A 24539-nucleotide genomic window follows, 5' to 3' on the forward strand; every position below is an offset into this window, starting at 1 on the left:
TCCAAACTCTTTTTAAAAGAAAAATCCGAAGATGTTTGACTTTCTTCGGATTTTTTCTATTTTCCACAGTTTCATGTGATTCATCTTAGATGATGAACAAATCAGTTATTCTTTCCTCTACGGAATAGATAAGTCGCCCCAAGTAGCAAGAGCCCTAGACTTGCCAAGATTGACTGACCTTCTCCTGTCTGAGGGAGATTCTTTTGATCCGAATGGTTCTTTTCTTCTTCAGATTTTTCCTTTTCTTTTGAATCCTGAGTTTGTGGTTGAGCTGCTTGTTCTAACTTTTTAAAGACTTCCTGATCTGGAGCTGATTCCTGGGTTTCAGGATTGTAGTAGGCAACCTTATAGTCATCCCCTTCTTTTCGAATCGTATAGACCCCACGTTTCAAGACTTGGAATTGGTTGGAAATAGTAGAGACAGAATCATCATATTTCACAATGCCCCAAACTCCTTGTTTGGCATCATAAACAGACTGAAGGATCTCATTGTTATCGATGAGACTACTTTCTAACTCTTTTACCATTTGATTGAAGGTGGCACGATCCACGTTAGGGATGAGCATATAGCCATAAGAATCCCCATTTTACTTATGAGCCTGACTAATCGTAAGAAATTCATTTTCAACTTCCTTGTCTGACTGTCCTTCATTGATATCCTTCCAAGATCCCTTTTGGACAGCCTTACTCATACTGATTGAACTCTTCTTAAAGAAAAAGTAACCAATATTCTTTTTCGAATCGGACGATTCTAAGAAGACACTTTGGGTTTCAGGATAATCCTTTTCTTGTTCCGTGAGGGAGGCTTCTTTATCATTGACATAGACTTTATATGGATCACTTGATTCCAGTTTTCTCTGGTCAATTGTAGTTGCAGCAGTATCTGTTGAAGTGTTTTGGATATTGCTTCCTAAAAAGGCGATCTTATCCTTCAGCATAAACCAGCTCTTATGAGCAGTCAGTGTTTGATTCCAGTTAGTGAGATCCATGGTTGCTGTCGCATTGGCCTCATCTAGTTTGCTCGTTCCAACGAAAGCAGACGGTAGAACTTTACCTGTATCACTATCCGATCTCTTAGCATCTGTTCCTGTCGCACCAGGCATCTTATATGGATTAACTGTTGGCCAGTAGCCATCGCTATAGTGACTCAAATCGCCATTGTAAAGATAGAACATCCCATCACTCGTATACCAACCACGTTTGTTTTCCTTGTTCATGTGTTCGTAATTCAAGATACGACTGGAAAAGAGTGACAAGCCAAATCCAAACCCTTTCTCCGCATTGTACATAGCTGTTTTATCCATCTTATTAAAGGCAGATAGGTAACTGGTTCTTGGAACACTTGCGACTCCAGCATCGCTTAACAAAGATTGCATCAAACTGATATCCTTATAAGTCTTCAAATTCTTAAAGACATCATAATAACTATCCGATTGGACAATGGTCTTCACAAAACTCTGCAAACGTTGTTTGGTTTCTCCTTCAGACATATCCGCTATCCGGTGAATCCCTCTTAGCACTTCTACTACGGCCACGTGCCCCTCGCAATTTGCACGACTGATCGAGCGTCCACGACTCATATCCATCAGCTCTCCATTCACCAGCAAAGGGGCAAACGATTTATCAATCCAGCGGTACATAGTTTGCATTTTATCTTTATTGATTGGGCTCTTGGTCTTTTGAATGACTGGCAACAGTTGAGACAGGCCATCAATCAAGACATCCCCATAAGCACCCGTATAGGCAACATTGGTGTGGTCGATATAGAATCCATCTTGATAAAAACCTTCACCTTGGTCTACCAACTTGAACACTTGCTCAATCGAACGAATGATAGAAGAAATTTCTTGGTCATCCTTGCGCAGTAAACCAGCTATTACTTTTACCCTTCCCATATCCACTAAGTTTCCACCTAGGGACTTAAATGGGTTATCAGTCGTCTTTCGGAAATATTCGGGATCTGGCGCAAATTTTTCAATCACATCTGTATACTTTTTAATTTCCTCATCAGAGAAGTATTCTTTCATCAGAGACAAGGTATTGTTGATGGCACGAGGTATACTGATTCCATAATCCCGCCAACTCCCAACAATGCTTTTTTCACTATTGTAGACATGTTTATGCATCCATTCCATGGAATCCCTAACTGTTCGAATAACGGTTTCATCCTGATAATAACGAAAAGAAGGATTGGTCACTTGCTTGGTCATCTCCTCCAATTTCCGATAAGTGGCAGTTAGATTCGCAGACGTTTTATAATTTGAAAATTTTTCCCACAAATAGGTGCGGCCCGCCTGACTTGAAATACTGGATAGGCTATCAGCCACCTTTCCTTCCAGTTCCTGGTTTAATTTGGCCATCTGTTCATTTTTAGAATCATAGTATTTATTCCCAGCGATGATACCATTCCAGTCATCCAAACGGGCTGTGTATGCATCCTTAATAGAGGCTAGAATCTTCAAAGGAATCTTTTTCACCTCCTTGCCATTTTTACTGACAATGACATTGGTTGTCCCTTCCTTAAGAGGTTCTAAAATTCCATTTTTGACTGAAGCAAAATCAGGATTTTCTACCTTATAAGTATAGTCTGCAAGAGCAAAGACATGTTTTTTCCCAATTGGTAAATCAATCTTTTCCTCGAGCTGTTTATCTGTTTGAGAATCCTCAGAAGGCTGGTCTGCTACCTCTACCAGCTCAATATCCTTAAAAGAAATAGTCCCAGTTCCCGTTTCATAGAATAACTCCAGCTTGATTTTATCAACATCTAAAGTCGGGCTATAGTCTGCTCCAATGGTCTTCCAGTCCTTTGTTCCTGACGTCGTTCCAAAATTCCACAATTGCTTGTCCTTACCACTTTCCTAAATGATACGAACCTTAGCAATCCCGACTTTATTATCTGTTTTAATCTTGAAACGCAGTTTATACTTTTTCTTAGCTTCAATAGGAACCATACGGTGAACCACTGCCCTTAATTTCTCATGGCTTGAGATAGTGATAGCCCCATCCTTAGCCTCAATAACTCGAGTTGAGGTATCTGCAGAACTATTCTTCTGGTCTACCCAAGCTGACCACCCCTGAGCTTTGCTTCCTGTCCACGGACTGCTTCCGTCCTCCGTCTGACCAAAATCACCATTTTCAACTAAATTTTTGTATCCCTTTGCTGATACTGAACTTCTGGCTTTTCTGAATGGTATTCGTAGTCGTTTCTTTCGCTCCAACTGTCAGATAATGGTGTAATAAAAATCCTGATAAAACAAGTGAAGACAAACTCACAATGAGTTTCTTTGTTTTTGTTTGCATGTATACACTCCAATAAATCAATAGGAACTAAATCTCAAATTAGAGATTTATAGCAACTAAGTAACCCGGCTTAATTAAACCACACCATTTTTTTAAGCTATTTGTAAACGGTTTCTATTATATCAAGAACCTATTTTTCAACAACATCTTCCATCCGACTCGACGAAAAAAGTAAAAACTGTTACAATGTAGAAAAAGAAAAGAGACCCTCATGACTTCACTTTATGATTTTTCCGTTTTAGACCAAAACAACCAATCAACTCCCTTGGAGAGCTATAGTGAGAAAGTTCTCTTGGTTGTCAACACTGCTACTGGATGCGGTTTAACGCCCCAGTACCAAGGTCTCCAAGAACTCTATGATCGCTATCAAGAACAAGGTTTTGAGATTTTAGACTTCCCTTGCAATCAGTTTATGGGACAAGCACCAGGCAGCGCAGAGGAAATCAACACCTTCTGTAGCCTACATTATCAGACCACCTTCCCACGTTTTGCCAAGATCAAGGTCAACGGTAAGGAGGCAGATCCCCTCTATGTTTGGTTGAAAGACCAGAAATCTGGCCCACTAGGTAAACGAATCGAATGGAATTTCACTAAATTTCTCATCGGTCGTGATGGGCAGGTCTTTGAACGCTTCTCTTCAAAAACAAACCCAAAACAAATTGAAGAGGCCATACAAACCCTACTATAATTTCACAATTTCACTATGATTAGGTTTCTTTTAGCCTAAGAATAGTGGGATTTTTTGATTGGCTTTGACTTAAATAGAAAAACACTCCATGATATGAAACATGAAGTGTTGTAAAAATGATACATTCATAGCAGACAATTCACTACTAAACACTATTTTTAACCCCAGCATATACATAGGTCCTATTTCTAGGACACTCTTTTTCCGTTACCACCCTAAAATAAAAGCTATGCTCCCGACCATCCTTGGCATTTTCCTTATTTAAGACAAAGTAGTTTTTCTGATTCATCGCCATGGTTCGTAGGATGTCATCAATCAAAAAAGTCAAGGGCACGTTCATGGCAGAGTATTTTTGAAAATCCTCTTCAAAACGAATATAGTCATCTGAAAAATAATCCATCTGCAGTTTGTTTTCATACAGCTCTTTTCTAGTCATACACTCCCTCCTCCCACAGTCGAATTTCGAGGACATCTGCAACCTCTATCAACCTATATCCCTCGTTTGTCCTAATAGATAGAGTCTGATGTGATAATTCTCTCACCACACCGATAATAGTGATTTTCTGCTTCTTTCCCTTTACCACAAAGCGTCCCTTATGTTGGCCAACATAAAGCTGAGACAGCAAGTGCAACTTCTCAACTGGGTTCAAATCCGTCGAAAAATCAACCCGATTTTTTTCTTCACTGAGCGAACCGGTGTGTTCTGAAAGGTAAAATCCCATCCACTTCTGCATACCTGGATCTTGATAATCTCGCGCGGATTGAAAGGGTAAGTAAAAACGATCAATCATTTTAATCCATCTAATCCTCCAGCAGAATGTCCCCCAATCAGCTTGCTTCTGGCAAGACTCCTAGAGGCTTCTTCCAGTGCATTGGCTCTTAAAAGGGAAGTGAAACCAAATTGTTCCCGAATCGAGTCAATGGCCGTCTGGAGCCTTTCTTCTTTTTCTAACTTGTCAACATCATTAAAGAGGGAAATCAATCCAAAGGACTCGTCTACAAAGCCTGAATAGTTAACTCCGACACTTCTGACTGCTCCAGAAGTGTATTTGTTATGAAATAACTTCAAAACATAATTCGTTAAGACAGCTGTATTATTGGTCGGTTCGATCTTTATTTGTGTGTGAATAGACGGCCTAACTTCCTGTTTAGAGAAACCGACATAGATAGAGACAAGGGTTGTTTTCTTGCCAGACCTTCTCAGTCTAATAGCTACCTGCTCTGCCATTTCTCGGAGAATAATTTCAATATCCCGTAGCTTCACGTAGTCTCTCGGCAAGATTTGAGAATTCCCCAAGCCCTTGGATTTGGCTTTATAGGGCTTATGAACATTGCTCTCATCAATCCCGTTAGCATGAAACCACAAACGCAAGCCAGACTGACCCAGAACTTTCTTTAGCTGGTCAGGATTGCTGGTTGCCAATTCCTTGATGGAAAAAATCCCCAGAGCATGCAAGCGTTTCTCCATCCGCCTGCCAATCCCCCAAAAATCCGTCATCTTAGGGATTGCCCAGACCTTCTCTTCCACATCCTGGTAAGACCAGTTGGCCCTCATGGTCGGAGTGTGCTTGGCCTCATTATCCAGAGCCAACTTGGCCATTAAAGGATTGGCATTTGACATGCCCACTGTAGAGTAGATCCCTGTCTGCCTCCAAATATCCCTCTGAATACGAGCAGATAGCAAATCCAACTTGTCTTTACGAGAGAGACTCTTATCTGGGATGAAATAGTTTAGCGAACTAGTCAGGTCAATAAAGCCCTCATCGATAGAGTAGGGATAAATATCATCTGGACTGCCATAGTTTTGAAAGATTCGCTGGATTTCCATATTGACTGCTATATATTCATCCATCCTAGGTGGCACAATCAAGGTCACTTGAGCCCAATCTTCGATGTAGCGAACATAGTCTGAGTCGGTCGGTAACCCTTGCTTTCGAGCATTGTAATAAGAAAATTTTCGCGTTTTGATATCAAAGGGCAGATCATAGGCCCGACCAACATTTGACTTGCCAAAAATCTTCTTAAACAGGGGAGAGGAGGCTAGAATAAGACCAGTTGAATTATCCGCGCGACTCATGACACAAAGCGAGGTTTTCAGCGGATGTAAGCCCCTTTTCACGCACTCAACACTGGCATAAAAGGATTTCATATCGACAAAGGCAATATCACTTTTGGGCTCTCTAGAATAATCAAAGTAGCCCATTGGCTAGCCCTCCATCGGCACAAAGTTCCCAACGATAATCCCCACAATCCGATGATCTTCCTCATAGGAGATGAAAATATCCTTGTATTTAGGATTGATAGAGACCAGACGCAATCCATTCTCCTCTCGATAGACCCGTTTGATATAGGTCTGGTTGTTGCAAACCACTGCATAAACCGCCCCGTCATAGTCAAATCCTGTCTCTCGAATCAGAGCTACTGAACCATTTTGGTATTTAGGTTCCATGGAGTCCCCAGACACCCATGACGCAAAATCATGGGCCAACTCCTCATTAAAGTAAACCGTATCAAAATTCTGATCATCGTAGACCGAAGCCCCAATCCCTGCTGACATGCGTTCATAAACACGGTACTCGTAGAGACGCTCTGGAATAGCTGTTACTTTTTGGGCTTGCTCCTCTTGAGATAGGTTGCGAGCATAGAGAACAACCTTCTCCTGCCCTTGCTTGGAGAGGCTATGGTAGAGACGGACAATCTCGATCTGAGTAAAATATCCTTTTGGTACTTTTAAAATATTCTCTAGCTGGAATACCTTCTCCTTGGACGGTTCCTTGACTCCACGTTCCCAAGCTGAGTAAGCCTGAAAGCTAATCCCAAGTTGCTCTGCAATTTCCTTTTGTGTTAGTTTTAACTCTTTCCTCCGAGCCTTTAATTTTTCTGGCTGATACATACTTCACCTCCTATTATGATGATTTAATGGACATTATCTCCCTTAGAAAGACTAATCGATGCTTGAATCCAGATTTTTAGGACTCAACCAACATGGTTTAGTTTTATTAAATAAAAAAAGTAGACAAATGTCCACTAGGAAAAGCAGAAACATCGTGAGTTTTATACTCAATGAAAATCAAAGAGCAAACTAGGAAACTAGCCGCAGGCTGTACTTGAGTACGGCAAGGCGACGTTGACGCGGTTTGAATTTGATTTTCGAAGAGTATTAATCAAACTAAAAGGACCTAGCCCTATACAATACAGAACTAAATCCTTTGAATGAATAATTGCTCTAACTTTTAGAATTCTTACAGAAATTCCAGTTTTTCTCTATTTGATACCAGACATTAGTTTTTCAATACGTGGAACGTAGAAGAGTAAGATAATACCGAATACAATCGTAATTCCTCCAACAATTCCATAGTAAGCCACTTCAGTTTCGCTTGTATAAAATTTTACAATTTGAGCATTGATAGCTTGGGCAGCAGCGTTACTCAAGAACCAGATAGACATCATTTGTGCTTGGAAGGATTTTGGTGCTAGCTTAGTAGTGACTGATAGACCAATAGGCGAAATCAACATCTCCCCCACAATCACAATAGCCCAACTCATAATCAACCAGAAAGGACTGACCTTAACATCTGTCCCAAAGAGCATCCCTGGTAACATCATCCACAAGAAGGATAAACCTGCTGCTAATAAACCGTAAGCAAATTTCTTAGAAGAGGACGGTTGCTTTTTACCCATTTTCCCCCACAACCATGCAAAAATCGGCACATAAATCATAATGAAAAGTGGATTGATACTTTGGAAAAAGCTAGATGGGAAATGAATCTGATTCCCAAATACATTAAAGTAAAGTCGAGTTTGATCATCCGCAAATAGAGCGAGAACAACAGACCCCTGCTCCTCAATAGACCAGAAGAGTACTCCAGCGATAAATAAAGGAATGTAGGCAAATACTCGGGATCTCTCAGTAGCAGTTATTTTCTGACTAGATAAAATTTTGAAGAAATAGTAGATTGGAATGATTACCGCTATCACTGTAAAGATATTAACAATCATATCCACGTTAAATTGGTGAGTAAAGACTAAGCCTATAATCACCAGAATAACCATGACAAGTGTAAGTAGCAAGCGTTTAATCAAGGTCTGCTGGTCCTTCTGTGAAAGTGGATCAGTGGGGTAAAGACTTGATTCAGGAAGATATTTCTTCCCATCTAAAACATACTTCACCAGACCAAAGAACATCCCAATGGCAGCTAATGAGAAACCTAGATGGAAATTGACTTCCTGACCTAGATAACCTACTAAATAAGGGGCAACGAAGGCACCTAAGTTAATACCAAAGACAAAGATACTAAAACCTGCATCCCGTCTATCATCCTCTTTCTCATAAATTCCCCCAACCATATCTGAGATATTGGGTTTTAAAAATCCAGTTCCAAAGATAATCAAGGCAATAGAAAGATAGAGAGCCACTTGTCCAAAAGGTGTTGCCAAAGCAATATGCCCTAGCATAATCAGAATCCCACCGTAAAAGACAGTCTTACGGCTTCCTAAAATACGGTCACTGACAAAACCACCGACAACCGAGGACAAAAATACCAGTGAGCCATAAATCGCCATAACCGATGCAGCCGTGGTCTTATCCATCCCCAACCCACCATCTTGCACACTATAGTACATATAGTAAAGTAGGATAGCTCGCATCCCATAGTAAGAAAAGCGTTCCCACATCTCTGTAAAGAAGAGGGTGGACAAGCCCATAGGATGTCCAAAAAATGTTTTCTGTTTTTCCATATATATTCTCCTTTAGCGATGTAATAATTCATTTTACAGAATTTTCAAACAAATCCTGTTTTTTTAGAAAATTTTCTGAAAAAATCACACGTCTCATACTTAATTTCACCATAAAAATCCATTTCAGACTAACTTTTACTTCGGTCAGGCAAGTGGAAGTTACTTTGAGAAATCACCTTTAAAAATTTGCTCTTGTTTAGTTTAAAAAATATTTCAAAACTTGAAACTTACTTATCTTATCCTTTCCTCTTCAGTAAACAAAAAAATCCCTATGCAAAACTTGTAATTACTAAAATACAAGTCAATAAGCATAGAGATGTAAAACTATTACACATTAAATAATAGAAATTGTGTACGAAATTTCTCAATTAGTTTTGGCTAGTAAATATCATTTCCAACAAACGTCCTCTCAATTCCTTATTCTGATGATGCAAGATATTCATTAAGTCATGAGAATTTTTGGCATTGATGAATTGATTTAACAATCTATCTTTTAATTCATATGGAAGAGAAGCCGTCTTTAGTAGTCTAAAAACTTCATCATTTAGAGATGGCATTTTATTTTCTTTGCATTCAAATCTAGCTGTATCATTCTTATTTGGCCATTCAATTATAGACACATTCGTTCCTTTAAAATGAATTCTATGTCTTCTATTACTTGGAACGATACTAGGATCTCCTTGTAATGCTAACTCTACCATTCCCTTTTCCCAATCAATCGATAATCTTGTTTTATATCTTTGACCATTTTGATCTTCAATCATTTCAAAAGAATGTTGTTTGCCTGGGAATACATACCAATCTACAACTTCAGGTAAATCAACACCCATATCTATCTCAGAACCAACCAAGGGAATGATTGCACCACTTTTAGCAAACACAGGTATAGTCGAAATGTCCCTATAAACACTTAATTTCACACCACCTGTATATTTTTTCTCTGAAAAGAAGTCATACCATTCACCTTCAGGGAACCATACATCCACTTTTGCAGATTGGAATGCCAAATCCATCTTTTCTACAATGGGAGCCACCATCAGTTCTGTTCCAAAAAAGTATTGATTTGGAACATTATAGCTCTCATCATTCTCTGGGTAGAAATAATAGATTGGGCTGATTAAAGGGGCACCTTCCTCATGTGTCTTTACATTCATGGTATATAGATATGGAATCATCTGATGTCTCAAACGAAGGTATTTCTTCATAATCTTAGATGTTGTTTCTGAAAAAAACCAAGGTTCTTTACTATTGAAGGGACTTCTAGAACTATGTAATCGAGTAATCGGACTAAAAACACCAAACTGTAGCCATCTAGTTTGTAACTCTTCGTCATAATCCCCCAACATGTGTCCACCGATATCATGACTCCACCAACTATAACCGATATTTGATGCTGTCGCTGTAAAATAAGGTTGAAATCTTAAGGAATTCCAACTAATAATGGTGTCCCCTGAAAAACCAACAGGGTATCGGTGACTTCCAGGACCTGCATACCTTGATAAAATCAAGCCACCTTCTTCATTTTTACAACTATCCTGATAGTGATAATGGTTTAAAAGCCACAGTGGATCCAACATGCCTTGAGTCCCTTGTTGCCAGTCAATCCACCAAAAATCTACTCCCTGCTTTTCTAGCTTATAATGAACATCTTTAAAGTAGGCTTCCCTAAAAGAGGGATTAAAAAAATCAAAAATAGCAGGTTCTTCTAGTTCTACATTTAACCCCAATCGTTTGGCAACTCGAGGATAAGCTTCTTCATAAGCCCGTATACCATCAGCAGGATGGACATTTAAGGAGAGTTTTAACTTTCTATCATGAAGTTGTTGCAATAACTGTTCTGGATTAGGTATTAAGTTTCTATTCCAACTATATCCTGTCCACCCACTTCCAAAACGGGCTGGAATTTCAGTTATATGCCAATCCATATCTAAAACACCGATAGATAATGGAATTTTCTCTGTTTCAAATCTGTCTATTAAATCCAAGTATTCATCCGACGTATAAGGCCAATACCTACTCCACCAATTTCCTAAAGCATATCTTGGCAACAAGGGTGTTGAACCAGTCAAATGGTAAAAGTCTCTGATTGCTCCTCTATAATCATGCCCATAGGCAAAGAAATACAGGTCAATTTGATTTTCTCTCTCAATATAACCAGACTGTTCATCCCAAATCAATCCTTGAGAATCATCCAATAAGGCTATACCATTTCGGCTAATAATTCCATCTTCTAATGGGATGGCTCCATCTGCCTCATCCAGAGTCCGAGCTGTTCCTTTTAACGTTTCAATAGATTCACCAAAATACCAGCGACTACCATATACAGCAAAATTTCCTTTTAATTCTATAAATAAATTTTCGGCGTTAAATTCTCCTTTATTAAAATGCAAATGAAAATATTCCGTCATAATATCTAGTACGTTTGGTGTCTCGATATAATCTAACGAAACTTGGCCAAAATCTCTATTATAGATAAGTTGTGTAGTCCTACCCTCAAAACTTCCAGTTTGAGAGTATTCTAGCCTTACTAGCTTGTCTGTTAATACAGAAATTCGATAAAACTCTCCCTTAAAAATTTTCAATTTGTTGTCCTCCTTTTAGTAAATTTCTTTACCTTATCAAACATTTTATTTGTTATCGTTACATTCATCAATCCGCAAAAAGCAAATCCCCCAAATGTAAATACGTAAATAGCTGTTAAAACTCGTTCTGGACTACTAAAACTCATATACAGTACAGAAATATTAAATAAAACCAACATGATAGCTTGTATTGGATTTAACATACAAATTAATACGCTATTTACAATACTATTTTTTAGATTATCTTTAAATAAACCAATATAGGGAAAAATAACACTCATCAAAAGTATTATAACAAATAAAAAGGGCAACACTAACAATAAACTATACTCTGAAAATAAACTTGAATAGCCCCAAAGACAATAGTTCACATATAAAAGTAATTCTATTAGGAGGATAAACAACCAAATAAAAGTTGACTGTTTAAAATTTCGTCTAAAGATCCGAAAATAATGATAAGCAATATCGGTATCTTTACCTTTTAAAATACGATACCACATTGTCGTAAGAGAAGTTAATGATGCCCCAATTGTAACTATTGGAATACAACTAACAATAAATAGAGTATTTAAAATAATTAAATCTGTCAAAAAAGTTAAAATTCTAACCACTTTTCCATCTAATGAAAATAATTTTTGCATAATATATTCTCCATAAAATCAATCGTCTTAACTCTATATTTTAGAATGTCAGTTGCACAAAAATATTACCTAAATTATTTAAAAAACATTTCCAAATTTCTTTAAAAATTAGAATAAAGGAAGCGAGATAATTTGATGTTATCAGTCTCGCTTCCTGTAATTAGCTAGTCCCTTGTTTATACAACCAAGAGTTCATATAAAGTATTACTCTTTTACTTCTTTTTGGTAACGATTATATGCTTCCTGTTGAATCTTCATAAATTCGTCCAATCCCATATTCTTAAGAGTTTCTTTGTATGAGTCCCATTCTTTTTCTATGCCGCCTTCAACTACCCATTTAGATGCTTGTTGTTTGACATAAGATTCAATACTCACATAGATTGATGATAATTTGTTAAGTTCTTCTTGTGAATAAATCACATTAGGGTAAGCTGGCAACGCAAATTGTTTCAAATCTTGGTCCATCTTCAATTTCAATCCATCACCTTGTGTTTGATCGATTTCTACGCGACTATTGATATCATCGCTTACGTATTTAGGACCAAAATCTCGAAGTGAATTAATCCATGCCCATTCATCAGCTGATTTACCATCTTTAGGAGGTAACACTTTAAACTTATCACCATTCTTTTCAGTAGCTATTCCAAATGATCCATAGAAATTCTGAATACTTGCTTCATCTGTATATAATTTATCCAACCATTTCAATAATTTAGCAGGATTTTTACTCTTATTTGTAATCAAAATTTCATTTCGACCATAGTTGTAATGATCTGGATCAGAAAAGACATATTGTTTACCATCCATACCTTTTAAAGCAGGTAGAGCAATATATTCACTTGAATGTAAGCCAAACGTTGCATCTGCTGTCCAACCACTAGAAACACCTACTCTAGATACTCCCTTATCCATACGTTTTGCTACACTCATAGAGGTATCTTCTGTAAAGATTTCCGGATCAATCAAACCTTTTTTATAAGATTCGTGCATTGCTGCAATCCCTTGTTTATAACTTTCCTCTGTACGAAGGTAGACTGGTTTCCCATCTTTTACAGACATTTCATACGTATTATCTGCCCCTAAACGATTATTGAACGGAAGAATATATGAGAATGTTGGATCAAAGTTTCCTGCTCCGAATGGAATTTCATCAGAAGCATCTCCATTTCCGTTCGCATCTTTATCCTTAAATTCTTGTAGTACTTTTACTAAATCATCATAAGTTTCTGGAACCTTTAATCCTAAATTATCCAGCCACTTTTTATTAATAAATAGCTGATTAGCTACTGTAGGACGCATCGGTAATTTTTTAGGTAGACTGTAGATATGACCATCTGGTGAAGTAATCATAGCTTTAATCTTAGGTTCTTTCTCCATAGCCTTAGTTAAATTTGGCATGTTTTCTTTGATTAAATCTTCCAATGGAATAAATAAAGATTGGTTCTGAGCAATTTCTGAATCTGTAAAAGCATTTGAACCTAAAAATGCATCTGGTAAATCTCCACTAGCAACCAACACAGATTTCTTATCTGCCCAATCTGCGGCTACAAGTGTATCCCATTTAACATCAATACCTGCTTCCTTGGCCGAATCTGTTAGAAAACCTTTATGATAATCTTCCCCCCAGTCAGACCAACGAACAGTTGTGATTTTATAAGAATCTTCTCCAGACTTATCGTCCTTATTCGCATTATTGGAATTTGCACAGGCTGTTAAGCCAGCAAGTGTAACTGTTCCTAAGAACAAATATGTAAATGATTTATGTTTCATGTTTTTCTCCTATTCTTTCAAGGCTCCAATCATTACGCCTTGATTAAAATATTTTTGAACAAAGGGATACAACAACATAATCGGAGCGGTTGAAATAACAATTGCTGCATATTTCATCATATCAGCTTTGATACGAAGATCTGATGCAACTTCTCCTGTTGCTTGCGATTGTAACATTTGATTACTAATTAGTAAACGTCGTAAAATTAATTGCAATGGCTGTAAATTTTCATTCGTTAAATAAATTAAAGCATTAAACCACGAATTCCAAATACCAACTGCAGTCCAAAGTCCAATAACTGCTATAATAGCTTTTGATAACGGAACAACTATTTTAATAAAATAACGAATTGTACCACAGCCATCAATTTGCGCAGCCTCCCACATCCCGTCTGGAATACTATTATTAAAGAAAGTTCTAGCAACAATAATATTGTATGATGAAACTGCAAAAGGTATTACCATTACCCAAAATGTATCAATCAAGCCTACATTCTTTACTGTTAAGTAGGTAGGAATCAAGCCACCTGATACAAACATAGGGATTATGTATAGAATACTCATCCACTTTCTACCAACTAATTCTTTTCTAGATAAAGCATAACCAGCTGGAATATTGACTACTAAAGCAACTAAGGTACCAACAACAGTATATAAAATGGTATTTAAATAGCTACGCAAAAATAAAGGTTGTTGAATAAGACGTAAATATCCATCTAATTTCCATTCTCTAGGAATAAACCATACCTTCCCATTTGCAACATCTGAAGGATTACTAAAAGATGCAATCACTACAAACCATAACGGATAAACAATTAACAGGATAAGGAAAATTGCTAAACCATAGGTAACTATATCAAATAATAATTCAGAGTTTGTTTTTCTTGATTTATGAAACCATTTCACCTTGAGCACTCCTTCCTTTAAAAAAGACCCGTTCTAGTATATCTTTTCGAGAACCAGTTAACAGATAACAAAATTATTAGATTGACTACGGTGTTAAATAACCCTATAGCTGTCGAATAACTATACTGAAAGTTCACCATACCAACTTTATAAACATAGGTCGAAATTATCTCACTTCCTGCTAAATTAAGTGGATTCTGCAGTAGTAACACTTTCTCAAAACCTACACTTAATAAACTACCTGCTCTTAATATTAATAAAATCATAGCAGTCGGCAAAAGCAATGGTAATTCTATATGCCGAATTTTTTGTAACCTAGAGGCACCATCCATAGTTGCAGCCTCATAATATGTAGGATCAATTGCAGAAAGCGCCGCCAGATAAATAATACTATCCCAACCAATATGTTGCCATACATCACTCCAAACATAAACACCTGCAAAATGACTAGGTTTTGATAAAAAATCTGGAATAGTGATTCCAACAGACTTAAATACATTCGCTAACAAACCACTAGTAGGAGATAAAAATAAGATGATCATCCCACACATAACCATTGTAGAGATAAAATGAGGTAAGTAAGTTGTCACTTGAAATATTTTTCTAAATTTCCCAACTCTTAACTGATTACTAATGATAGCTAGTATAATAGGTAAGGGGAATCCTACTACAATACTATAAAGTGAAATTTTTAATGTATTGAACATAGTTGTCCCGAATTGGAATGATGAGAAAAATTGAGTAAAGTACTTAAATCCTACCCACTGACTAGCAAAGATACCATTGGCTGGTGAATAGTCTTTAAATGCAATAATTAGTCCCAACATGGGAATATAGGAAAATAAAATTAATAGCAATATTGAAGGAAAAAGTAATATATATAACGGAATACTATGCTTTAATTTTATTTTATGAAGTTGAGATGCTACTTTCATGTTTTTCCTCCCATCTGATTTTCTACGATTATTTTACACCATATAGAATTCTCTTAATAGAACTTTTTGGACTAGGTTTATCAATTTTTCAGTTTTTTAATTTTAAAAACTATTACTTTTCCGACATCTTGAAAAAACATATCTGTTTTGTTACATGATATCGTATTTTCAAAGTGCTATAATTTTAAGAGGAGAATAGTATATGAAATTAAATCACGACTTATCAAAAAAACATTCCATTCATTTTTTCTTTAAACTCCTACTTGTACTACTATTGATAAATATTTTAATCAATATTGCTATGAGTAACATCACCAGAAATTTTATTAAAAACCAAAATATAGTACACCTACGTAGTTCAATTGAAATTTATGCTGATTCTGTTAATGAGAAATTGCATTCTGTAGAACGCTTTATGTACTCAACAATAACACATAATGAATCTTTAGAGAACTTAAATCATGTACAAACGTTTCTTGAGTATCAAGAAAATCTTAAAAAAGTTCAAACTAGCTTTACAGAGTTTGAATATCAAAATGAAACTCATATGACATTCTTATTAGAAACCGATAGTACTGAACATTTTATAAACGTCTCCAATCTTTATATTCCATATGAAGATTATCTACTATTAAAATCAAATCTAAAATCATTGCGTAGTGATATAAGTGACCGTAAATGGAAAAATGTAACCACTAAAAACAGCGAATACTTAGTTAAATCTGTTCATTACGAAGGAAAAATCATTTATGCCGTCATATCTTCAGAAGATATCCTAAAACCTCTAAGAAAACTTAATATTGGAAATAATGGTAAACTCTCCCTAAAAGAGCCTAATAATATACCCTCCGAAAACTACCTGATTCATGCTCAAAATGAAAAAACGCATTTACCTTTCGATATTTATGTTTTAGTCGATTATGCCGAAGTCTTTAGAAATATCACACTCTTAGAAGTATTTTTATCAGCCGTTCCTATCATTATTACCATTTTATCAATCATCATTATCCTGTATATTCGTCAATGGATGATTAAACCAATAACAAGACTCACTGAACGACTCTCTCAACTTGGGGACTCCATCCCCCCTTCTGAATTTTTTATATCTGAAGGTATACTAGAAATTGATAAGGCAAATGATAAACTTAATAAAGTAATATTTGACATGCAAGAATTAAAAATACGAGAATACCATTCACAACTAGAACTTAAGAAGATTGAACTTAATTATCTTAAAAATCAAATCCGACCGCATTTCTACTTAAATATGTTATCAATGATTCATAGTATGCTTCAAACAAAAAACTATAAGGAAATTGAAGAGTTAACTATCCTAACTTCAAATTATCTCCGTCATTTATTTATGGCTAATCAAGATTTTTCAGAACTTAAAGATGAAGTTCAGCATATTAAAGATTATTTAGAAATACAACGAATTCGATATGGAAATAGTATCTACTTTTCACTAGACTACAATTCTGATTTACAAAATACTCTTGTCCCATCATTACTGTTACAAACGTTTATTGAAAACACAATCAAACACGGTTTTTCATTTCAAGATTTATTTACAATTTTACTATCAATAAAAAAAGTAAAAACTGAGAACTCAGATTATATTCAGATTTGTATCGAGGATAATGGTCCAGGTTTCTCTGAAGAAATTTTATCAAAACTAAATCAAAAACAGTCTCTAATAACAGAAGATGGACATCATATTGGGATCACAAACACCATCGAACGTTTAAATCTTCTCTATCCTAATGACTATAGTATTGCATTTGAAAATAATGAAGAAGGTGGGGCTAAAATTCTTTTACTTATTCCATACAAGATTATAGACGGAGGTTATAATGAACATCTTATTAGTTGATGACGATCGCTTTATCATTGAGGCTTTACGAGAGAAAATAAATTGGGCTAAACTACACATTGACACTGTTTATGTTGCCTATAGCCTCACTCAAGCTCAAAATATTATTAGAGAGCATCCTATTGATCTCATGATAAGCGATATAGAAATGCCTCAAGGCAGCGGCCTCGAACTCTTATCGTGGATTAGAAATGAAAAATATGATATAAAAACAATTTTTTTAACCAATTACGCCGACTTCAACTATGCTCAAAAAGCAATTGAATTACAAAGCTTCGAATACTATCTAAAACCCATTAACTTTGAAAAATTAGAATTTATTATTCAAAAAGCCATTAGTAAAATTGAGAATCATAACTTAAACGGAAAAAATGATGCACTTTTACAAATAGAAGAGAACTTCTGGTATGATTACCTTAGAAAACCTCAAATTTCTCGCATTGATGAGCTAGAAAACATAGCAAGCAAACAAGGTTTTATTCTTAAAAAACACCAATATTTTTTCCTTGCAGTTTTAACAATCAATCTTAATGAAGAAGATTATTCTGCAGAAACTCCATCATGGACTTCTCAACTAAAAAGAGAACTTCAAAGAATTTCACAACCTTCTTATAAGCTGATAAGTTTGTTCAAGATGGAAAGCCAGGTTGATCAATATGTTTGTCTCTTTAGAGTAGACTCATCCAAACGTAGTGACAAATTGGCATATGAAATTCATTCTCAAATTTCTAATAATTTTAGTAAATACTCAAACATTATATATAAGAGTTGCCATAAACTATCCGATATTTTATTTCATACCAAAGAACTCTACACTTATAATGAACAATATGTTTCTTATTGGAATACTATTACATGTGTTCCACATAGTTTTCCAACTTCCTTTAAAACAGAAACTCTTTCAATTACTTTTTTAGATACCTTAAGTGAATACGAATTAAGAGAAAAAATTAATTCACTTGCTTATAATTCTCAAATTCCTACTTTCACACTACAACAAATTTTACTAGATTGGACTCAACAAATAGGAATATATCTAGATCAAAATGGAATCTCGGCACATAAATTGTTCCAAAATAGCACTCATGATTTCTTATTCCAACGACGCTTTCATTCAATTGAATCTTTTCAGGATTACTTTGATTATTACTGGTCACATGCTAAGAAATTTGCAACAAACATTGAAAACCAAAAAAATAGTATTCAACGCATCGTCGAATACATAGATCATCACTACTATGAAGATATAAATCGTTCTATCTTAGCAGATATGGTTTATCTCAGTGCAGATCATTTAGCTAGAATTTTTAAAAAAGAAACTGGAGAAACTCTTGTTAAATATATAACGGATAAGCGCATTAATGCTGCTAAATCTCTCCTATCTCAAACAAATATCTCGATATCACAAGTATCTTGTCAAGTAGGGTATGATAATTATTCTTACTTTACTAAAATTTTTAAACAAAGGACTGGACTTTCTCCTGGAGATTACCGTAAAACATATCAAAATAAAATGTAAGCAATCTAAATCATTGAAATGATAAGTAAAATTCAAGGTCTGTAGTAATTTTTGACATTCTACAGTTTTTCCAAAGATAAGTCTGGGACAATAGTCTCTTATGTCCCAAAAAAAGCAACGGATTTACCGTTGCTTTTTTGCATGGTTGCGATAGTCTTGGTAAAATAGAATTGCTTAATAAACCATTTAGGAAGGCTATCCCATGCATATTCACTATAACACAAATCAAACAACTTTACCACTAGAAATCAGTTCCTTCTTGCCACAAGACCATCTCGTCTTTACGATTGAAAAAGTGGTGAATACCTTGGAAGATTGTCACTTCCATACCTTCTATCATGCCTTTGGTCGCCCGTCTTATCACCCTAAAATGCTTGTATCTACTCTTCTATTTGCCTATTCACAAGGGATTTTCTCTGGTCGAAAAATTGAAAAAATGATGGTTGAAAATCTGGCTATGCAATACCTAACAGGGCAGTTGCTTGTCAGCTACCGCACCATCAATCGGTTTCGTGTAGCTGAAGGGATGGAAGAACTCATTCGCAATCTTTTCATCGACCTCAATCTTCGTTTAAAAATGGAAGAGTTAGTGACTTTAGATTGTCTGTTTATTGACGGGACTAAGATTGAAGCCAATGTCAACAAGTATAGTTTTGTGTGGAAGAAAGCGACAGAGAAATTCTCCGCCAAACTTCAAGAACAGATACAAGTCTATTTTCAAGAAGAAATCACACCCCTTATCCATCAGGCTATTAAGCTGGATGAAGAAGAAGCAATTTCTTCAGAGCAGTTGCTTGCATTCGCTCAAGTCCTTGAAGAAGAATTAGAAAAACTGAACCAGGACATTGAGGAGACACCCGTTAAAGGAAAGGATGAACGTAAAACCCAGCGTCGTAAACTCAAGAAAGTCTTGCGTAAAGTCAAGGAGGATTTTTCAGTACGTGCTGAAAAATATGAAAACTATAGGCTGCTTATAATCTTCAAATCGCTACTGAAAATCAATTTGTTCTTCACTATGATGTCTTCTCAAATCCGACAGACACCAAGACTCTTCTGCCATTCCTTGAAACTTATCCGCATGACTTGAAGACAGTTGTCACAGATGCTGTATATGGAAGTGAAGAGAACCTCCTTCGTTTAGATGAAAAGGAGGTAAACCATCTGATTAAATATGCCATGTTTGATAAGGAACAGAAAAGAGGGTATAAACAGTCGGCTAGAAACTTAGCGAATTGGTACTATGATGACAAGGAGGATAGCTACACACATCCTGATGGCTGGTGCTATCGTTTTCACCATATCAAGCACCAGAAAACACAGACGGACTTTCAACAGGAAATCAAGGTTTACTACGCTGACGAACTTGAATCAGCCCCCCAAAAGGGACTGTATATGAACGAACGCTATCAAAACTTGAAAGCTAAAGAATGTCAGGCGCTTTTATCTCCTGAAGGTAGACAGATTTTCGCTCAACGCAAGATTGATGTGAAACCTGTCTTTGGGCAGATAAAGGCTTGTTTGGGTTACAAGAGATGTAATCTGAGAGGGAAGCGTCAAGTGAGAATTGACATGGGATTGGTACTTATGGCCAATAACCTCCTAAAATACAATAAGAGAACGACTCAAAATTAAAAAGCTAGAGTTCCACAATTGGAAATCTCTAGCTTTTTTGTGGTCGAGAACTATTTTGTCTCAGGCTCTATTATTTCAACCTTGCGAAATAGAAGAAATATCTATTATCTATCGTTTTATTCTTAAGTTTAAGTAATTCAGTAAGCTCTTTTCTCGTTATAACAATACATTCAAATTTTATTTCAGTTATTTTAATAGCGAAAATAAAGAACGATATGCTATGGTCATTAATTTTTTTCTCTGTCAACACATTCCATGAATGCCACTCAAATTTCTCCTTATCACTATCTTTCATTTCTGGAATAAAGTTTTTACTAATACTAATAAAACTATTGTCTTTAGACATGTTGTTAAGTGACTTTTCATATACTCTTTTCAAGATATTGAAAATCTGCTGTTTAACACCTGAATTTTCTTCATTTATACTAACGTCTAAAGCTTTTCCACATTCTATAAACATGTTTATCGGTCCATAGTCTGATAAATCTCTACGTTCATATATAAAAGGCTTTCGATACTCTTCCTCATCTTCTCCTCCTGTATCAGCCAATATCTTTTGAGTCTTATTCTTTTGTTTTCTATTGATTGCTGAATTTAAATCTTTTTGATTATCTTTAGAAGTTTTTTGTTCAGTGGACATTACAGTTTTTTCTTTTGAAATTTCTTGATCAGTCTGATATTTATGAATAGAACCAAATTCATCAATATAGAAATAACTTTTTAACTCAATATCATCCTTAATTTGAGAAATTTCCTCAGAAGTTAGTTTCCTGTCCAAGAAAACATCTTTAAAAATATATAAACCATCATTCACAGTAATAAACTGCATTAAATCATTAGCTTTAAACTCACAGCCATAAAAAGACGAAGCTCGTGCATATTTCCAAAGCAAATCAGAATTTTTATTAAAATCAATAGCACAAACATCTTCAAAATTCATATAATTAGGAGCTGTAGATTTTATTTTATGTATAATTTTATTATTGAGAATCCTCCAAGAATAATATAGTGAATTGGGATCTTTTGAAATTTCAAATTCAGGTCTAAGATTCTTTAATTTTTCTTGTATCGATACAAATAAGGACAAGAAATCAATAGGTTCAAATGATTCATTAGGTTTATCTACTTCACTTCCTGAAATTCTCTCAAACAGCTCAATTCTATCAATAATCTGTTCAAGGCTAACCAAAGTTAAAATTTGATTCATTTCTTTTTTGTGAAAGTCTTCTTTCAATTTCAGGTAATCACTTTTTAACTCCGTATATACTTGATAAATATATTGCTTCTTTTTAGTCTCATTCTCTTCTTTTTTTTCTTTTTTATCTTTTCGATACCATGTTAGCAGAATAGGAAAAGCAACTGCAATTCCAACTATAACCTCACCCGAAACTAGTTTATGAAACATACCCGTTTCAGAACGAAAAGAATTGTAGCCTCCAAAAACGATTGCTAATGAAAATAACGAACCTAATAAAGCTTTACTTAAATCTTTGATGTAGTCATCTTTTGACCTATTTATATTCCACAATAAAAAAAATAAAGCACTCAAAAATATTATAGCAATCCAAAATTCTTCATGATTAATAATCAATTTTAAAGCCTCCAAAATGTTAACAACATTATATCAAGCTATTACTAGTTTTTCAATAGTTATCACTAATTCTTTCTCTCAAAATACTTCTTCCGCTCTTCCATAAACTCAATCAACTCTTTCTTGAATACTTCCTTTTCTTCTTCGGTCAGTCCCTTTGAGTTCATACGGAAAAGCAATTCAATATTATCTAATTCATCTGATTTTTCTTCTGAGTTCCCAACTAAATAGTCAATTGAAACATTCAAAACTTGTGCAATTTTAACAAGATTTTCTTGTGTTGGTTTTTTTACTCCACGTTCCCATGAAGCATATGCTTGTTGGGAAATGTCTAGTTTTTCAGCTATTTGAGCTTGTGTTAGTTTCACCTGTTTCCTTAGTGTTTTCAAGCGTTCTGCAAATTCCATATGTGACCTCAAAAAATATTTTAAATTTTTGCAAAAAATCGTTGACAATAACAACTATTAGTTGTATAGCGATTGAAAATAATAACCTTATCTTCAAAGCTAAATCACGATTATTGACAATTTAATAAAAAGTGCGTCTGACAACCAGAAGACTGATTGCCAAAACAACACTAAACTTCGTACCTTTATTGTAAATGTTTTGATAAGAAAAATCAAGCCCCTTTTATGGTTGAAGTGAAGATAGAAAACAAGCGATAGAAAACAAGATTATATTCTTATGGGCTTCCACGCATTTCGGACTTTCGCACTTTTCCGAATAGTAAAGTGAACTAGCTTCGCCAAAGGGCGTAAGAGAACCCAATGAGTATGATAATGACTACCTATTGAGGTTGGCTGGGAGAGCGATAGTAATTCATGCAAAGCACCTTGCTAAACGTTGCCACCGTGAAGGAGGGATCCTTCAACCAAATAACTTTTCTTTACTGCTGTCTATCCTTATCAGATAGACTCACTCTCAAGCTACTAAGTCTTCTTTTTACTTAGTAGCTTTTTCACTTTTATAATAAAGGAGAAAACTATGACTAACTTTTTTCGCACTACAATGTAAACGACTTTACGATAATTACACTTTTACTTATAGAATATTCAGTTCATCTGATAAGCTAACCGCACAGCTATACACTCAAGCTTTGAATGATTTAGAGTCTTTAGCAAAGAAATCACTTGTTACAGGATTTTCTCATGCGAAGTGGAATTCTATACTAGAATGTTTAAACGTAAACTCTCTACTCACTACTACTCAAGAGGCTGGGACAAAAAGATTTTGATTTTAGGAATTCTTTATTATAAAATTTCAAAATCGATAAATTATACAAAAAAAGAGAACAAAAACAGGATTCTAAGTTTCAGATAACTCGTTTTGTTCGCTTTTTATATTTAAGATTAGACTTTTGTCCCAGCCTCTTTTTATTTTACAATCAGAAAGGAAAAAACTTATGATCCCAGAAACTTTAAAAATGAAACCAGAATTTATCGGTCTAGCTTACTATGAAAAATTGGGAAACACTCCTCGTTATGTCTTTGGTAAAGAAGGAAAGTACCAAAGACATATTCTAAATAGTGAAACTCATGGTGCCTTCCACGTTATCACACCTGCTTCTACCACTGTCTTTCCAGAAGATACTCTTGTTGAAGCAGTTAATCCTATTTTCTTATCAGATACTTCGCTGAATGGAAATTCTGTCGCACCTGCTCCCAACGTTTTTGCTGAGAAGCTAGTGATTAAGAAATAACAAAATAAAGGAGAAAACAAAATGGCTAAAACTGGATTAAACTATGAAATCTATAAAGCTCTAACACACAGCGATACAGGTATAACTCAAATTTATGTCAATACTTCTAACGTTATTCCCATGACCGTTGGTGAATTTGCCTTAAAGTCTCTAAAACAATAAGGTGAAAATAAGGTAAACTTTGAGGTGAACTTTTTCAAAAAACATAAAAAAAGCACCCATGAGGTAAACTCTTGAGTGCTTTGAAACGTTGATATAACCGTATTGATTAACGTTTTGAGAATTGTGATGCTTTACGAGCTTTCTTAAGACCTGGTTTCTTACGTTCAACTTTACGTGAGTCACGTGTAAGAAGTCCTGCGCGTTTCAATGAATCGCGGAAGTCTGGGTCTACTTGAAGAAGGGCACGAGCGATACCGTGACGGATAGCTCCTGATTGACCAGCGTATCCACCACCTACAACGTTAACGAAAACGTCGTATGAACCTGTAGTTGAAGTAACTGCGAATGGTTGGTTGATTACAAGACGAAGGTCAGCGTGTGGGATGTACTCTTCAACATCTTTTTTGTTAACAGTGATTTTACCAGTTCCTGGAACAAGGCGAACGCGTGCAACAGCGTTTTTACGACGTCCAGTACCTGCATATTGTGCTTGTGACATACTTT

18 protein-coding genes and 2 pseudogenes are annotated in these 24539 nt (G+C 35.5%); 6 read left to right on the forward strand and 14 right to left on the reverse strand.

Annotated elements, in window-relative coordinates; all coding sequences use genetic code 11:
- Positions 1-101: 101 nt before the first annotated feature.
- Positions 102-3300, reverse strand: a pseudogene (locus tag AC6I9F_RS08560) (LPXTG-anchored hyaluronate lyase).
- Between the two features lie 211 nt (positions 3301-3511).
- On the opposite strand from AC6I9F_RS08560, the gene AC6I9F_RS08565 reads away from it, so the two are divergent.
- Positions 3512-3988 carry a glutathione peroxidase gene (locus AC6I9F_RS08565; protein WP_173274370.1) on the forward strand — a complete coding sequence of 159 codons (477 nt, stop codon included), beginning with the start codon at positions 3512-3514 and terminating at the stop codon, positions 3986-3988.
- A gap of 145 nt (positions 3989-4133) precedes the next feature.
- On the opposite strand, the gene AC6I9F_RS08570 is transcribed toward AC6I9F_RS08565, so the two are convergent.
- From AC6I9F_RS08570 to AC6I9F_RS08615, 10 genes are all read right to left on the reverse strand, one after another.
- Entirely contained in the window at positions 4134-4424 is a 291-nt protein-coding gene (locus AC6I9F_RS08570) for a DUF5960 family protein (RefSeq protein WP_173274369.1), read from the reverse strand.
- Positions 4417-4779, reverse strand: coding sequence for a hypothetical protein (locus tag AC6I9F_RS08575; RefSeq protein ID WP_498021688.1), 363 nt, complete (start codon positions 4777-4779; stop codon positions 4417-4419). The genes AC6I9F_RS08570 and AC6I9F_RS08575 overlap by 8 nt, the downstream gene beginning before the upstream one ends.
- Positions 4776-6191: a Y-family DNA polymerase gene (locus AC6I9F_RS08580; protein WP_173274367.1), complete on the reverse strand. Its 1416-nt coding sequence runs from the start codon at positions 6189-6191 to the stop codon at positions 4776-4778. Before AC6I9F_RS08580 ends, AC6I9F_RS08575 begins: the two co-directional genes overlap by 4 nt.
- A gap of 3 nt (positions 6192-6194) precedes the next feature.
- On the reverse strand, positions 6195-6881 hold the full coding sequence (locus AC6I9F_RS08585) for a helix-turn-helix domain-containing protein (RefSeq protein WP_173274366.1): 687 nt from the start codon (positions 6879-6881) through the stop codon (positions 6195-6197).
- Positions 6882-7252: 371 nt separating this feature from the next.
- Positions 7253-8725 carry a peptide MFS transporter gene (locus AC6I9F_RS08590; RefSeq protein ID WP_173274365.1) on the reverse strand — a complete coding sequence of 491 codons (1473 nt, stop codon included), beginning with the start codon at positions 8723-8725 and terminating at the stop codon, positions 7253-7255.
- 368 nt (positions 8726-9093) lie between these two features.
- Positions 9094-11307 (reverse strand): glycoside hydrolase family 31 protein, encoded by a 2214-nt coding sequence (locus tag AC6I9F_RS08595; protein WP_262079600.1) that lies wholly within the window; start codon positions 11305-11307, stop codon positions 9094-9096.
- Positions 11304-11948 (reverse strand): DUF624 domain-containing protein, encoded by a 645-nt coding sequence (locus AC6I9F_RS08600; RefSeq protein ID WP_262079602.1) that lies wholly within the window; start codon positions 11946-11948, stop codon positions 11304-11306. Before AC6I9F_RS08600 ends, AC6I9F_RS08595 begins: the two co-directional genes overlap by 4 nt.
- A gap of 204 nt (positions 11949-12152) precedes the next feature.
- Positions 12153-13718, reverse strand: a complete 1566-nt coding sequence (locus AC6I9F_RS08605; RefSeq protein ID WP_261016375.1) for a type 2 periplasmic-binding domain-containing protein — start codon at positions 13716-13718, stop codon at positions 12153-12155.
- Positions 13719-13727: 9 nt separating this feature from the next.
- The gene (locus AC6I9F_RS08610; RefSeq protein ID WP_000870790.1) at positions 13728-14624 is read right to left on the reverse strand and encodes a carbohydrate ABC transporter permease; all 897 of its coding nucleotides are present in this window, start codon (positions 14622-14624) and stop codon (positions 13728-13730) included.
- A 17-nt stretch (positions 14625-14641) separates the two neighbouring features.
- Positions 14642-15559 (reverse strand): ABC transporter permease, encoded by a 918-nt coding sequence (locus AC6I9F_RS08615; RefSeq protein ID WP_000861540.1) that lies wholly within the window; start codon positions 15557-15559, stop codon positions 14642-14644.
- A gap of 202 nt (positions 15560-15761) precedes the next feature.
- Here AC6I9F_RS08615 and AC6I9F_RS08620 point away from each other — a divergent pair, with 202 nt between their 5' ends.
- The 3 genes and pseudogenes from AC6I9F_RS08620 (at position 15762) to AC6I9F_RS08630 (ending at position 20583) form a co-directional block, all read left to right on the forward strand.
- Positions 15762-17432, forward strand: coding sequence for a sensor histidine kinase (locus tag AC6I9F_RS08620; RefSeq protein WP_498021693.1), 1671 nt, complete (start codon positions 15762-15764; stop codon positions 17430-17432).
- Entirely contained in the window at positions 17413-18951 is a 1539-nt protein-coding gene (locus AC6I9F_RS08625; protein ID WP_498021695.1) for a response regulator transcription factor, read from the forward strand. Before AC6I9F_RS08620 ends, AC6I9F_RS08625 begins: the two co-directional genes overlap by 20 nt.
- A 202-nt stretch (positions 18952-19153) precedes the next feature.
- A pseudogene (locus tag AC6I9F_RS08630) lies at positions 19154-20583 on the forward strand (IS1182 family transposase).
- A 70-nt stretch (positions 20584-20653) separates the two neighbouring features.
- Here AC6I9F_RS08630 and AC6I9F_RS08635 read toward each other — a convergent pair.
- Together AC6I9F_RS08635 and AC6I9F_RS08640 are read right to left on the reverse strand one after the other, a co-directional pair.
- Positions 20654-22174, reverse strand: coding sequence for a hypothetical protein (locus AC6I9F_RS08635; RefSeq protein WP_173282925.1), 1521 nt, complete (start codon positions 22172-22174; stop codon positions 20654-20656).
- A gap of 65 nt (positions 22175-22239) precedes the next feature.
- Entirely contained in the window at positions 22240-22581 is a 342-nt protein-coding gene (locus AC6I9F_RS08640; RefSeq protein WP_084888172.1) for a helix-turn-helix domain-containing protein, read from the reverse strand.
- A gap of 995 nt (positions 22582-23576) precedes the next feature.
- Here AC6I9F_RS08640 and AC6I9F_RS08645 point away from each other — a divergent pair.
- Both AC6I9F_RS08645 and AC6I9F_RS08650 read left to right on the forward strand, forming a co-directional pair.
- Positions 23577-23873, forward strand: coding sequence for a cytoplasmic protein (locus AC6I9F_RS08645; RefSeq protein ID WP_173282926.1), 297 nt, complete (start codon positions 23577-23579; stop codon positions 23871-23873).
- A 21-nt stretch (positions 23874-23894) separates the two neighbouring features.
- On the forward strand, positions 23895-24035 hold the full coding sequence (locus AC6I9F_RS08650; protein ID WP_173282927.1) for a ketohydroxyglutarate aldolase: 141 nt from the start codon (positions 23895-23897) through the stop codon (positions 24033-24035).
- 106 nt (positions 24036-24141) lie between these two features.
- On the opposite strand, the gene rpsI is transcribed toward AC6I9F_RS08650, so the two are convergent.
- A complete protein-coding gene (gene rpsI / locus AC6I9F_RS08655) occupies positions 24142-24534 on the reverse strand; it encodes a 30S ribosomal protein S9 (RefSeq protein ID WP_004257208.1) in 393 nt (130 codons plus the stop codon).
- Between the last annotated feature and the right edge of the window lie 5 nt (positions 24535-24539).

Source organism: Streptococcus nakanonensis (assembly GCF_059738785.1).

What these genes read in the sequence shown, in the direction of transcription:
- AC6I9F_RS08650 (WP_173282927.1), top strand. Translation starts at nt 23,895, where the DNA reads ATGGCTAAAACTGGATTAAACTATGAAATCTATAAAGCTCTAACACAC.
- AC6I9F_RS08575 (WP_498021688.1), bottom strand. Translation starts at nt 4,779, where the DNA reads ATGATTGATCGTTTTTACTTACCCTTTCAATCCGCGCGAGATTATCAA.
- AC6I9F_RS08605 (WP_261016375.1), bottom strand. Translation starts at nt 13,718, where the DNA reads ATGAAACATAAATCATTTACATATTTGTTCTTAGGAACAGTTACACTT.
- AC6I9F_RS08645 (WP_173282926.1), top strand. Translation starts at nt 23,577, where the DNA reads ATGATCCCAGAAACTTTAAAAATGAAACCAGAATTTATCGGTCTAGCT.
- AC6I9F_RS08640 (WP_084888172.1), bottom strand. Translation starts at nt 22,581, where the DNA reads ATGGAATTTGCAGAACGCTTGAAAACACTAAGGAAACAGGTGAAACTA.
- AC6I9F_RS08620 (WP_498021693.1), top strand. Translation starts at nt 15,762, where the DNA reads ATGAAATTAAATCACGACTTATCAAAAAAACATTCCATTCATTTTTTC.
- AC6I9F_RS08615 (WP_000861540.1), bottom strand. Translation starts at nt 15,559, where the DNA reads ATGAAAGTAGCATCTCAACTTCATAAAATAAAATTAAAGCATAGTATT.
- AC6I9F_RS08625 (WP_498021695.1), top strand. Translation starts at nt 17,413, where the DNA reads ATGAACATCTTATTAGTTGATGACGATCGCTTTATCATTGAGGCTTTA.
- AC6I9F_RS08570 (WP_173274369.1), bottom strand. Translation starts at nt 4,424, where the DNA reads ATGACTAGAAAAGAGCTGTATGAAAACAAACTGCAGATGGATTATTTT.
- AC6I9F_RS08590 (WP_173274365.1), bottom strand. Translation starts at nt 8,725, where the DNA reads ATGGAAAAACAGAAAACATTTTTTGGACATCCTATGGGCTTGTCCACC.
- rpsI (WP_004257208.1), bottom strand. Translation starts at nt 24,534, where the DNA reads ATGTCACAAGCACAATATGCAGGTACTGGACGTCGTAAAAACGCTGTT.
- AC6I9F_RS08565 (WP_173274370.1), top strand. Translation starts at nt 3,512, where the DNA reads ATGACTTCACTTTATGATTTTTCCGTTTTAGACCAAAACAACCAATCA.
- AC6I9F_RS08585 (WP_173274366.1), bottom strand. Translation starts at nt 6,881, where the DNA reads ATGTATCAGCCAGAAAAATTAAAGGCTCGGAGGAAAGAGTTAAAACTA.
- AC6I9F_RS08580 (WP_173274367.1), bottom strand. Translation starts at nt 6,191, where the DNA reads ATGGGCTACTTTGATTATTCTAGAGAGCCCAAAAGTGATATTGCCTTT.
- AC6I9F_RS08600 (WP_262079602.1), bottom strand. Translation starts at nt 11,948, where the DNA reads ATGCAAAAATTATTTTCATTAGATGGAAAAGTGGTTAGAATTTTAACT.